Source organism: Agrobacterium sp. K11 (assembly GCF_059429395.1).
Window position 1 is genome coordinate 1 of the sequence record NZ_JCAHRB010000010.1, and the last position, 12,314, is coordinate 12,314.

9 protein-coding genes and 1 pseudogene are annotated in these 12,314 nt (G+C 56.5%); 5 read left to right on the forward strand and 5 right to left on the reverse strand.

Annotated elements, in window-relative coordinates:
- Positions 1-1,097 precede the first annotated feature (1,097 nt).
- A pseudogene (locus AC5SEO_RS18340) lies at positions 1,098-1,283 on the reverse strand (LysR substrate-binding domain-containing protein); the annotation flags it as partial.
- On the opposite strand from AC5SEO_RS18340, the gene AC5SEO_RS18345 reads away from it, so the two are divergent.
- A complete protein-coding gene (locus AC5SEO_RS18345; RefSeq protein WP_495363907.1) occupies positions 1,263-1,454 on the forward strand; it encodes a hypothetical protein in 192 nt (63 codons plus the stop codon). The pseudogene AC5SEO_RS18340 and the gene AC5SEO_RS18345 overlap by 21 nt on opposite strands.
- A 177-nt stretch (positions 1,455-1,631) precedes the next feature.
- Here AC5SEO_RS18345 and AC5SEO_RS18350 read toward each other — a convergent pair whose 3' ends face one another.
- Both AC5SEO_RS18350 and AC5SEO_RS18355 read right to left on the reverse strand, forming a co-directional pair.
- Positions 1,632-3,551: a hybrid sensor histidine kinase/response regulator gene (locus tag AC5SEO_RS18350; RefSeq protein ID WP_495363908.1), complete on the reverse strand. Its 1,920-nt coding sequence runs from the start codon at positions 3,549-3,551 to the stop codon at positions 1,632-1,634.
- Positions 3,552-3,575: 24 nt separating this feature from the next.
- Entirely contained in the window at positions 3,576-4,331 is a 756-nt protein-coding gene (locus AC5SEO_RS18355; protein WP_495363909.1) for a helix-turn-helix domain-containing protein, read from the reverse strand.
- A 113-nt stretch (positions 4,332-4,444) separates the two neighbouring features.
- Here AC5SEO_RS18355 and AC5SEO_RS18360 point away from each other — a divergent pair, with 113 nt between their 5' ends.
- On the forward strand, positions 4,445-5,185 hold the full coding sequence (locus AC5SEO_RS18360; protein WP_076846208.1) for a response regulator: 741 nt from the start codon (positions 4,445-4,447) through the stop codon (positions 5,183-5,185).
- On the opposite strand, the gene AC5SEO_RS18365 is transcribed toward AC5SEO_RS18360, so the two are convergent.
- Complete coding sequence (locus AC5SEO_RS18365; RefSeq protein WP_495363910.1) at positions 5,128-5,595, reverse strand: hypothetical protein; 468 nt, start codon at positions 5,593-5,595, stop codon at positions 5,128-5,130. The two genes, AC5SEO_RS18360 and AC5SEO_RS18365, sit on opposite strands and share 58 nt — an antisense overlap.
- A 276-nt stretch (positions 5,596-5,871) precedes the next feature.
- Between AC5SEO_RS18365 and AC5SEO_RS18370 the strand changes: the two genes are divergently transcribed.
- From AC5SEO_RS18370 to AC5SEO_RS18380, 3 genes are all read left to right on the forward strand, one after another.
- Complete coding sequence (locus tag AC5SEO_RS18370) at positions 5,872-7,056, forward strand: acetate/propionate family kinase (RefSeq protein ID WP_065703963.1); 1,185 nt, start codon at positions 5,872-5,874, stop codon at positions 7,054-7,056.
- A gap of 49 nt (positions 7,057-7,105) precedes the next feature.
- Positions 7,106-9,493 carry a phosphoketolase family protein gene (locus AC5SEO_RS18375; protein WP_495363911.1) on the forward strand — a complete coding sequence of 796 codons (2,388 nt, stop codon included), beginning with the start codon at positions 7,106-7,108 and terminating at the stop codon, positions 9,491-9,493.
- A gap of 172 nt (positions 9,494-9,665) precedes the next feature.
- Positions 9,666-11,438, forward strand: coding sequence for a heavy metal translocating P-type ATPase (locus tag AC5SEO_RS18380; protein WP_076846213.1), 1,773 nt, complete (start codon positions 9,666-9,668; stop codon positions 11,436-11,438).
- A gap of 42 nt (positions 11,439-11,480) precedes the next feature.
- Here the strand turns inward: AC5SEO_RS18380 and AC5SEO_RS18385 are convergent, their stop codons facing one another.
- Positions 11,481-12,311 carry a universal stress protein gene (locus AC5SEO_RS18385; RefSeq protein ID WP_236742563.1) on the reverse strand — a complete coding sequence of 277 codons (831 nt, stop codon included), beginning with the start codon at positions 12,309-12,311 and terminating at the stop codon, positions 11,481-11,483.
- Positions 12,312-12,314 lie beyond the last annotated feature (3 nt).

Sequence of the window (12,314 nt, forward strand, 5' to 3'; positions counted from 1 at the left end):
CATGATCCCCTACCCTCAAATACAGGCATGATGCACTTCGGGGAGATTCTCCCCCCACTGGCACTTCATCTAACCCACGTCCGGAAACTGTAAGCCAGTGAAATTGGCCTTCAGGCACGTCCTCCCCCGATAATGCGCCCCACCGTACGATGCTGGGTTACGTTTCAGCTGAATTTGCTACCGGTAAAATCATCCGTTTCTTAGTCCTGAGAAAACACCCGGTATCCGATCCACAGTATTGCAGGATGGTTGAACTTAAAACGCGCATCCAGCCAGCATATCGATGCCCCCTCAATATCAACTTGGATGCAGGAGAGTTTATCGGCTATAGATATATGCTGGGAACTTATGCAATTCGGCGGCTTACCCGGTCTCTTTCTGGTTCCATCTCATGCTGATCGGACTATGCTAGCCGTGAAATCACGCAGTGAGGAGACTTGGAATTGTTGTTGCAATTCATGATGGCTGGTAGCTTCGCCTTGGTCCTGCTCGTGCTGTTGGTCTTCATCTGGCCTCGGAGAGAGGGATTGCGGCGAGTGTTCGGCAGCGGCGTTACGGATAGCTCTGGCGGTCACGACTACCTTCCACATACCGGCGGCTGCAACGACACCGGCTTGGATGGCGGGAGCGGCAATCATTGATGGCGAGACTCTATTATGTCGGGACCTGCCCACAGTGTGACAATCAGGGCCGCCTTTATCTCCAGAAGGACGTGACCCGGCAGATGATCTATGCGCATTGCGAGGAATGTGAGTGGGGATTCCTCAAGCCTGAGGATATCATGCATTCAAATAGTGCGTTCCTAACGCTGTTGGAGGAGTATGACACGGTGAACCCGACCGAAGACGAAATCTCGCGATCCACCTGGGCGCCTCACGTCATAAAGCACGCCGATGTTTGAAGCGGCCGAGACCTTTACCTGCATCATCCAGCCTCACCTAGGGACGATCTGCATCTGAGAGTCGCCCGCGCATTGATCGGGAGACTTCCCGCCAAGCTACGTCCGCAACTTGAAAATGGAAACAATTTGCGGCGGTATTCGCGTTGAAGAGCTATGAACCAACGACGCGGTTAAGGAGTAAGATAGACTCTGGTTATCAGTTATCGCTAGTAGAACGCTCTCGGATCAGTTCGATGAAGGCACGCAGTTTGGCTGGCATGTGTCGCCGTTGCGAGAAATAAAGGCTAAGTCCCGGATATTCGGGAGACCAGTCTTCCAAAACAGGAATGAGATCGCCTGAGGCAATATGGGGCGCAAGTGCATGTTCACCCAGATAGGCGAGTTCCTCACAGGGCTGGCCGTGATGGCCCTCTTGAACTTCATTCCCGTAATTGGCTGGCTGGCCAACGCGACCTTCGCATTGCTCGCAATGGGCGCAATCGTCTCAGGTACCTTGGAGGTCGACGTACGCCGCCGAGCTCAGGCACTGCCCCTGACCGACGACCGCGATTGAAAAAAAGGGCACGCTTCCGGACAATGGCTGATACTGAGCGATTTGGCTGGGTTGCTTTCGTAGTAATGGGAGTGCGGCGATAGTTATCGGACGTCATCCTGTCATTGCCGCTGTCGGTCTTCCCAGCAACGGCTATTATATGAAGTAAGAACGACGCCACTTACCGCCTACAGCAGTCTAATCCAGGATTTCGCGCAGGCTCACCGCCAGTTCGCGGGCGGTATAGGGTTTTCTTAGCCACCTTCCCTTGGCCGCCAACTGCCGCCCGGCAACAGCCGGTTCGGCATAACCCGACGTAAACAGAACCTTGATGTCCGGTCGCAAACCCCGGGCACGGTCTGCAAGCTCATCGCCCGCCATGCCACCTGGCATCACGACGTCGGAAAAAAGGAGGTCAATATCGGGATGGCGTTCAAGCTGCTCGAGAGCCTCGACGCCGTTGGAGGCTTCCACAACGCCATAGCCAAGAGCAACAAGTCGCGCGACCGCGATACGACGGACGCGGGCATCGTCCTCAACGACGAGAATTCGTTCCCTGCTGCCGTAAGCAATTGTGACTGGTGGATCATTGGTGGCGTCCTCCGACGGTATGGCAATGTTCGGGGCCGCAGGAAGAAAAATCCGCACCGTCGTCCCCCGCCCCAATTCGCTGTAAAGCTGGACATTGCCACCCGACTGTCTGGCAAAGCCATAGACCATGCTTAACCCCAGACCCGTCCCGGCTCCGACGTCTTTAGTGGTGAAAAAAGGTTCGAATGCCTTGTCTTTGACCTCCGGCGTCATACCCGTTCCCGTATCGGTGACCGAAATCTGCACATAATTACCCGGCTTTATATTCGGGAACATTCGCGCATGGTCTATATCAAATTTGACCGGCGCTATCTCTATTGTCAGGGTTCCACCCTTTGGCATGGCATCGCAGGCATTAATAGCGAGGTTTAAAAGCGCGTTTTGTAGTTGAGAACTGTCGACCAGGGCCTCGTTCTGCGAACCGGTTGTGACCGTCTTGAATTCGATTGTCTCACCGAGCGTGCGTCGCATCAATTCAGAAAAGCCGCTAATGAGTTGACCTATGTCTGCCCTACGGGGGTTGAGCGGCTGGCGGCGGCCAAAGGCCAGAAGCTGTCGTGTCAGCCTCGCGCCGTCCTCAGCGGCATCCTGGGCTTCTCGAAGCAGACGTCGAACGCCTTCGTCGCGGAGCATGCTTTCTGCCATTTCAAGGTTGCCGCTGATGACAGTGAGAAGGTTATTGAAGTCGTGCGCCAGACCGCCGGTCAGTTGACCAATCGCTTCCATTTTTTGCGACTGGCGCAACTCCTCCTCTACTTTTTGCCGGCTTGTCAGGTCGCGGACAAATCCGGTAAAAATACGATTGCCGTCGGCAATCGACTCACCTATCGACAGCTCCATCGGAAAACGTGATCCATCCTTGCGCTGTCCGGTTACCACCCTACCGTATCCGATGATCCGCCTTTCCCCGGTAGACAAATAACGCTCTATATAACCGTTGTGCGCGGCCCGGTCTGGATCCGGCATTAGCACCCGTACATTATGCCCTACGACTTCGTTCGCTTCGTAGCCAAACAGCCGTTGAGCCGCCGCGCTAAAGGATGAGATGATGCCCCGGTCGTCGATGACAACCATCGCATCGGGAACGGTTTCCAGAATGGAAAGAAGGTGCGCCTCGCGCCGGGCCAGTTCGTCCTGCATTCTTTTCAAGTCCGTCACATCATTGTTTGTCTGAACCACCACAGGTGCCTGGTCGCCGCCGAAATCGACAAATGACCATCGCGTTGCGATCAGAAGTTTGTGACCATTCTTATGGTAATGAACGACTTCGCCGCTCCATGATCCCTGTCGGGAAACACGCCGTCTGAGCTCCGAAAGCGGCATCGGGAACTGGGTGGAGAGAAGCTGGTGGACAATTTTTCCAAGCGCCTCGTTTTTACTCCAGCCATAAAGATGTTCACTACCCGCGGTCCAGCCCTTGATCCTGCCGTCCATTCCGTGAATGACGATGCTTGCACCATCCAGGAGAGTAATGAGGGCCTCAAGCTGCAGCTTGCCCTGCTCTTCGATAGGCAAAATTTCAGGCATCGTTGTCCCGTCGAGCGACGCTTGCTAGTGGCGGTGCCGTCCACCTTGAACGACCAGTTGCTGCCGCACGTCGGAGTAATCATCGCTGTCACCCGCCAATTGTGCAAGCAGAAGCGGCTTCTCGACTATTATTGCCTGACGCGCCCCGGCATTTTCGATCCGAAGGACGCCCCTTTTGATGAGCTTTGTAAGGGTCCGCGAAACGGTTTCGATCGTGAGCCCGAGGTAATCGGCAATGTCCTGACGACACATGGGGAGTTCGATCGTTTTTTCCCACTCCCCCTGCTGTGCTTTACGCTGGAGAAACTTCAGAAGAAACGTGCACATTCTCTCCTCGGCGCTTTTGCTTGACAGCAGCACCATCTGGTCTTGGGCGACAGCCATTTCGTCCGAAACAAGCGCAAATATTTCGGGTCGCAGTCTGTCATTGTCGCCGACGGCTTTCTCGAAATGCCTGCGCGTAACCCGGCGCAGCGTTACAGGGGACACCGCTTCTGCGCTGTAAAGGTAGCGCTTGCCGAACGATACGCCGAGAACATTGCCTGCATAGAGAAAACCGGTGATGATACGGCGGCCATCTGCTATAATTTTGAACATCCGCAATACGCCATCACTTACTTCGAAAATATGTGCAGCTTCGTCCCCTTCAAGGAACAGCGAGCGTCCGACCTTCAGATGCTCGGCAGGCTGATTGCGAAAAATGTCCCGCAAACAATAAATATCGTGCGCGGGTGCCGAAATTTGATGAGTTGAAGCGCGATATTCGCCGGTGCTGTACATCTTGTTCTCCATCTGCTTCCTGATGGAGTTAAGCCCGGCAAGATAACTGAATGATGCCTGAACTGTGACGAACGGCTTCAGTTCGTGACAAATTGTAACGCGAGGTCAAGAGAATGGCAGCGAACCAGGGTCACTTGCTCATTGTCGATGACGACGTAAGGGTGCGACAGATGCTCACGCGTTTTTTTGAAGGAGAGGGATATCACGTCAGCGCCGCGGCGGACGGTGTCCAGATGAGATCACATCTCAGACGCAATGAAATCGACGCGATCCTCCTTGATCTCACCCTCCCGGGTGCTCAGGATGGTCTTGATCTCGCCCGAGAAGTCCGGATGGATTCGGATGTGCCTATCATCATGCTGACCGGCCGTGACGACGTAGTGGATCGCATCGTGGGCATTGAGATCGGCGCTGACGACTATATTGCCAAACCGTTTCATCTTCGCGAGGTACATGCGAGGCTGAAGTCGATCCTGCGCCGCCGTCTGCCGGTCAATCGGCCGCGCCCACATGAAATGCTTTGCTTCGACGGCTTGTCACTCGACCTGTCTCGCCGCCAGCTTCTTTCGTGCGGAGGGTCCAAGATTGAGCTGACGACCGGTGAATTTGATATGCTTGTGACGTTTACCAGGCATCCAGGTCGGGTTTTGACACGTGATTTTCTAATGGAGGAAACGCGATCGCGCCGTCTGGATGCATTCGACCGGTCCATCGACGCGCAGGTCGCACGTCTGCGCCGAAAAATCGAAACCGACAGCAAGCATCCAAACATCATCAAGTCTGTTCGCGGCGTCGGTTATGTCTTTGTCGCATCGATTGAAGAGCCGTCACCTTCAACGGTACGAAGATCATAGACCAGCCCGGTGGCGGGTGCGTGTCGATCGTGCGGGTTTGCGACGATCGACCAGCCTTTCGGGCCGGCAGGCCAGAAATGAATACGCTGACATTTCAGCTCTCTGGCTTGTTGTTTGATCTTTTCGAACAGCAGCCGCGCAACGCCCTTTTCGTCAAACAGGCTGAAGGAGGCAAAGACCGGAACCTCCATTTGCGGCGATTGTGGGTAGCTGGTGACGAATACATAGCAGACACCGCGGATCACTCCCGCGCTATCGGTTACGGTGAGCCAATCGCGCCGTTTATGATCAGTATCCGTGGCAGCCTGCCACTCCTTAAAGGAAACCGACGAGAAAAGATGCTGGATGACGGCATAGGCGCGAACAACATTGGAAACGGTGAGCAAACCGACCTCGTAATCTCCTGACATTTATAATCTCCCGAATGATCTTTCCGATCTTCCGGTTCCGGGGGATTTTCACATTGACAGCGATCAACAGCGGTCGACCAACGCATGAATTTGCTGGCGACAACCACTCGGGAAACGACCGGGGATTGCGCTATGTCAAGGCAGAAGGGCGAAAGATCGCCGATAGGTTAGAGAAGCTGAAGGATGAAAGAGGCTCCAGGAGGGAGCATCACGCCACTACGGAAACGCAATGGCCGCCAGCACTGGCGATATGCCCGCCGCAAACGGAGAGTTCGCATGCATGAGACACTCCTCCTGACCTTTAATGCTGGTTCCTCAACGGTGAAGATCGGTATTTTCAGGCTCGACCGGCAAACACCGAAACGCATCGGCAAGGCAGTGGTTGATTTTTCCGATCGGCCGTTGACGCTGCATCTGGCGGAGGGACCGACCCGGCTTGATCTACCCTTGAAAAGCGATGCTGAGGAAGACCTTGCCGCACTGATGGATGAGGTGTTTTGCGCGCTGGCAGCCCATTTCGATCTCGACAGCGTCACGGCTGCCGGTCACCGCATCGTGCATGGTGGCGACATATTCGACGGTCCGGTCCGGATCAACGATCAAACCATGGAACGGATGCGCTCACTCGTGGACATGGCGCCGCTGCATCAGCCGCAGGCGTTGCGACTGGTCCGGGCAGTGACGCACCTGCGACCGAAACTCATGCAGACGGCCTCCTTCGACACGACTTTTCATTCAACGCAGACTGACCTTGTCCGACGCTTCGCCATTCCCCGCATCTTTCACGACCAAGGCATAAAGCGCTATGGCTTTCACGGGCTTTCCTTTCGTAACGTGGCGCGAGCTCTGACCGAAAGGACGCCCGAGATCGCCGACGGAAAGGTAATCATCGCCCATCTCGGCAGCGGCGCAAGTCTTTGCGCCATCGAGGACGGCAAAAGCTGTGATACGAGTATGGGCTTTTCCACCCTAGACGGCATTCCCATGGCGACGCGTCCCGGTGCGATTGATCCGGGGGTGCTGCTGTACTTCCTCGGGTCGCTCGGGAAAACGCGAGCGGAGCTGGAAGACATACTTTACCACAGATCCGGTCTTCTCGGCGTTTCGGGCCTTAGCGGCGACACCCGTGAGCTTCTCACGGACAATGGCAGGCAAGCCCGCGAAGCGATCGAGCTTTTCATACTCAGGGTCGCCGGTGAGATCGGCCGTCTGACTGCAACCCTCGGCGGGCTGGACGGGCTGGTCTTCACGGCCGGCATAGGTGAAAACCAGCCGGATATCCGCGCCGGGATCGCAAGCCGCCTGCTTTGGCTGGGTGCCGAGCTTGACGGGCACGCCAATCAGCGCAACGCGCTGACGATCAGCTCCAAGGCAAGCCGGATTGCCATCCATGTCGTCCCTACAGACGAGGAGCAGATGATCGCTGAGGAGTGCTTCTCCATTTTCCAGCCGGGCGGATGACGCCTCGTCCGTACTTCGCAAACTGAACCGAATTCCAAGGAGCCGTACTATGCAGCCCACAAATATTTCGATGACAGCGAGCGAGATCACCTCTCAGGAACTCGCGCTTGTGGATCGCTACTGGCGCGCCGCCAATTACCTCTCCATCGGCCAGATATATCTGCTGGACAATCCGCTCCTGCGCGAACCGCTGCGGGCAGAGCACATCAAACCGCGCCTGCTTGGCCATTGGGGTACGACACCTGGCCTCAATTTCATTTACACCCATCTCAACCGTCAAATCCGCAACCGCGATCTCGACATGATCTATGTCTGCGGTCCCGGCCACGGCGGACCTGGAATGGTGGCGAGCACCTATCTCGAAGGAAGCTACAGCGAAATCTACCCGCAGATTTCCGAGGACGCTGCGGGCATGAGGAAACTTTTCAGGCAGTTCTCGTTTCCAGGCGGCATACCGAGCCATGCCGCTCCGGAAACACCCGGCTCCATTCACGAGGGCGGCGAGCTCGGTTATGCTCTGGTGCATGCCTATGGCGCGGCCTTTGACAATCCGGAGCTGATCGTCACCTGTGTTGTGGGTGATGGAGAGGCCGAGACCGGAGCGCTCGCGGCAAGCTGGCATTCCAGCAAATTCCTGAACCCCTCGCGCGACGGGGCGGTGCTGCCCATTCTGCATCTTAACGGCTACAAGATCGCCAGTCCAACCCTGCTCGCCCGCATGGGCGATACGGAACTCGACCATCTCTTCCGGGGTTACGGCTATGAGCCATTCTTTGTCGAAGGACATGAACCGGAAAAGATGCACCGGCAAATGGCGGCCGCTCTAGATCAGGCCATCGGCCGCATCCGCGCCATTCAGGCTGATGCCCGTGGCGGGGGACTGGATGGCCTGCCGCGCTGGCCGATGATCGTATTGCGCAGTCCCAAGGGCTGGACAGGACCCAAGGAAGTAGACGGCAAGAAGGTCGAAGACTTCTGGCGCGCCCATCAGGTGCCGGTCGCCAATTGCCGCGAGAACGAAGGCCACCGCAGGATCCTCGAAGAATGGATGCGCAGTTACCATCCCGATGATCTTTTCGACGCGAACGGCCGGCTGAAAGAGGAGCTGCGCGCCCTTTCTCCGGTCGGCACACGGCGCATGGGTGCCAATCCGCATGCAAATGGTGGCATTTTGCGCAAGGAGCTTCGCGTACCGGATATCCGCGATTATGCGATCCCGGTGGAAAAACGTGGCGCGCTTATGATCCAAACGACAGAAATCCTCGGCAGATATCTGCGCGATATTCTCAAGCTTAACCGTACTGACGCCAACTTCCGCATCTTCGGACCGGATGAAACGGAATCGAACCGCCTCGGAGCGGTCTTCGACGCCACAAGCCGGGTCTGGATGCAGGAAATCAAGCCTTACGATGTCCACCTGTCACGCGACGGACGGGTGATGGAGGTGCTTTCCGAACATCTGTGCCAGGGCTGGCTGGAAGGTTATCTCCTCACCGGCCGGCATGGCTTCTTTTCCTGTTACGAAGCCTTTATCCACATTGTCGATTCCATGTTCAACCAGCATGCCAAGTGGCTGAAGGTCGCTCGTGAGTTGCCCTGGCGCAAGCCGGTCTCTTCGCTAAACTATCTGCTCACCTCGCATGTCTGGCGGCAGGACCACAATGGCTTTTCCCATCAGGACCCTGGCTTCATCGACCTCGTCGCCAACAAGAAAGCCGATATCGTCCGCATCTATTTGCCGCCGGACGCCAACACCCTGCTCTGGGTCGGCGACCATTGTCTGAGGACATGGAACCGCATCAACGTCATCGTAGCCGGCAAGCAACCGGAACCGCAATGGCTGACCATGGATGAGGCGGTGAAGCATTGCGAGGCCGGTATCGGCATATGGGACTGGGCTTGTAATGAGGATGGTGTCATAGCACCCGACGTCGTGATGGCCTGCGCCGGCGACGTGCCGACGATGGAAACGCTGGCCGCCGTGACCCTGCTACGACAGGCGATACCCGAACTGAAGATCCGCGTCGTCAACGTCGTTGACCTGATGACGCTTCAATCGCAGGAACAACACCCGCACGGGCTGTCGGATGAGGAATTTGACCGCCTCTTCACCACAGATCGGCCGGTCATCTTCGCCTATCACGGCTATCCATATCTGATCCATCGGCTCACGTACAAGCGTACCAACCACCAAAATATCCATGTCCGCGGTTTCATCGAAGAGGGGACAACCACGACGCCCTTCGATATGACGGTTCTGAACGAACTCGACCGGTTCCACCTCGCCCTTTCGGCAATCGATCGTGTGCCAGGCCTCAGGAATAAGGCTGCAGGCGTTGTGGGAATGCTCGAGGCAAAACTTGCGGAACATACACGTTACGTCCGGGAATATGGCGAAGACATGCCAGAAATCCGCAACTGGACCTGGCAAGGCTGAGGTTGCGGGCAAGACAACGCCGCCAGCGCGACAGTCGGTATCATAGACAATTCCGTGACTTCCATCGTGGAGGGCCATAATGCGCGATCACTCCCTTGCCGATATATTGAAGCGACTACGTCCAGCGCTAGTCGTCACCTCGCTCGGGGGACTTGCAATTGCCCTCATCGGATTGCTTGGTGGTTTCAATGTTGTCTACGATACCGCGCTGATAGCTACGACCATTCTTGTGATCCTTGCGCTTACGGGACAGATTTTCGTCAGCCTCCGGCGAAAGGAATTCGGACTCGATACGATCGCGCTGTTATCAATGAGCTCGGCATTGATTTTCGGCGAACATCTGGCTGCCGCCGTCGTCGCCCTGATGTATTCCGGCGGTCAATATCTGGAAAGCATCGCCGAAGGTCGCGCGCGACGAGACATGACAGCGCTTCTGCAGCGGGCACCCCGATTGGCAACGCGGCGCCGGGGCGAAAATCTGGAAGAAATCACCATCGAGGCGGTCGAAACCGGCGATCGGCTTGTGGTGCGAAGGGGCGACATTGTGCCTGCTGACGGTGCGCTTGCAGAAGACGCCGTTCTGGACGAGGCGGCACTCACCGGCGAAGCGTTACCCGTCAACAGAAAACGCGGACAGCCTGTCATGAGCGGGTCTGCCAATGCTGGCAACCTCTTCGAAATGATTGTCACCAAACCGGCAAGCGAGAGCACCTACGCTGGAATCATCCGGCTGGTCGAGGCTGCTCACAACAGCAAGGCACATATGTCGCGTCTGGCCGACCGCTACGCCCTTGCCTTTCTCCTGACGACGCTTTCGATAGCGGGACTTGCATGGCTGCTGAGTGGTGATCCGGTCCGTGCGGTCGCCGTGCTCGTCGTCGCAACCCCCTGCCCTCTCATCCTGGCCGTTCCTATGGCGTGGACTGCAGGTATGTCGCGTGCAGCGAGTGCTGGGCTCATCGTAAAAGGGGCCGATATTCTTGAAAAGCTCGGGCAAGTAAGAACACTCGTTCTCGACAAGACCGGAACTCTTACCGACGGTCAGCCCCATCTTGCAGTCATCAATGCATTGGCGGATGAAAATCATCTGCTCGGGCTGATTGCCTCTCTCGACCAGGGCTCCAACCATGTGGCCGCGCGCGCCGTGGTTGCGGCCGCCCTTGACCGCGGCCTTGCTTTGACGCCGCCCACGCACGTCTCGGAAAAACCGGGCGAAGGGATTTCAGGAACGATAGGATGCACGCAAGTTGCCATAGGTGGTCTGAACTATATAGCTTCGAAGGTAGCCGACGTGCCAACTCTCGGGCAGGCAGAAGTGATGACCGCCGCGATTGCTGTTGATGGAAAATTTGCCGGCACACTGCTTTTTAGCGACGCGCTTCGCGAGGGTGCTGGAGAAGCCCTGGCCGAACTGAAACGGCTCGGGCTTAACCGCATCATTCTAGCGACCGGCGATCGCGCCGATGTGGCGCGCCGCATTGCCGAGGGATTACCCCTCGATGAAATCAGGGCCGAACTTACGCCACTGCAAAAGATCGAACTGGTGCAAAAGGAAGTCCGTCAAGCGCCTACCATGATGGTTGGCGACGGGGTGAACGACGCGCCGGCACTTGCTGCGGCGGATATCGGACTGGCCATGGGCCTGCATGGATCGGCAGCAGCAGTTGAAGCAGCGGATGCGGTTCTGCTTGCCGAACGGCTGGAACGCATCGGCGACGGCGTACGAATCGCAAGAGACTGCCGGCGGATAGCGATGCAGAGCGTCGTGGCCGGAATCGGGCTATCCGTAGCCGCCATGACCGTTGCATCGTTCGGGTATCTCAGACCAGTCGAGGGCGCAATTGTCCAGGAAGTGATTGACGTCGCGGTCGTCCTTAATGCGTTGCGCGCCCTTCGAATAAGAAGATGGTTAATCCGAGCAAAGGCGCCCATAGTCGCGGTATAGTATTACACGCAAGCGTAATTCTCTCCGGCAGATCCGATAGCGCTATCGGGCGAAAAAGACCGGCAACTGGCATTCGTCCAATATCGATGCCGTGACGCCCCCGAAAATCCGCTCCCGCAGTCGCGAATGGCCATAGGCCCCCATGACGATAATGTCGCTACCGATCTCCCGTGCGCGCTGCTGGATAACGGCTTCGGTACTTCTTTCAGCACTCGCCAGTTGTTCGACGATGGTCTTAACGTTGTGGCGAGAAAGAAAGGTAGCGATATCTGCACCCGGTTCTCCGCCATTGAAGAGATAGGACCCGTCCGGGTCAACCAGAACGATATGAACCGCATCCGCACGCACCAGCATAGGCAAAGCCTCCTTGGCCGCGCGTGCTGCCTCGGGCCGGGAATTCCAGGCCAGCAGCACTCTTTTGGGCTTCAGGCTTGTTCTGCCTTGAGTTGCCATAAACATCAGCGGGCTGCGAGCATCGAATATCGTTGCAGCCATTACCGTTTTACGAAGGTCGATATCTTTACGTATACCATTACCGGCGACGACGATATCGGCACACATGGCCCGCATGCAGAGATTGTTTTCAATGATAAAACGGTCTTCATAAAGTTGATCTACGTCGTAGGTGACGCCATTTATGTTGCAAAGGTTCTCCGCCTCCTTCCTGATTTTCATCAGTTCATCAATTTCGTTTTGCCGCTCCTCTAGCCAGACCGTCGTAACGGGATAGTCGGCGGTAACGGGCGAGAGCGCCGCGCCGAGGACGAGAATGGAGAGATGGCTGTCTAGTTCGCGAGCAAGGTCGATCGCCTGACTGATATCTGCCGCGGCATCATGTGCACCGATGACAGCAAGTATGGTTTTCACGGACATGGA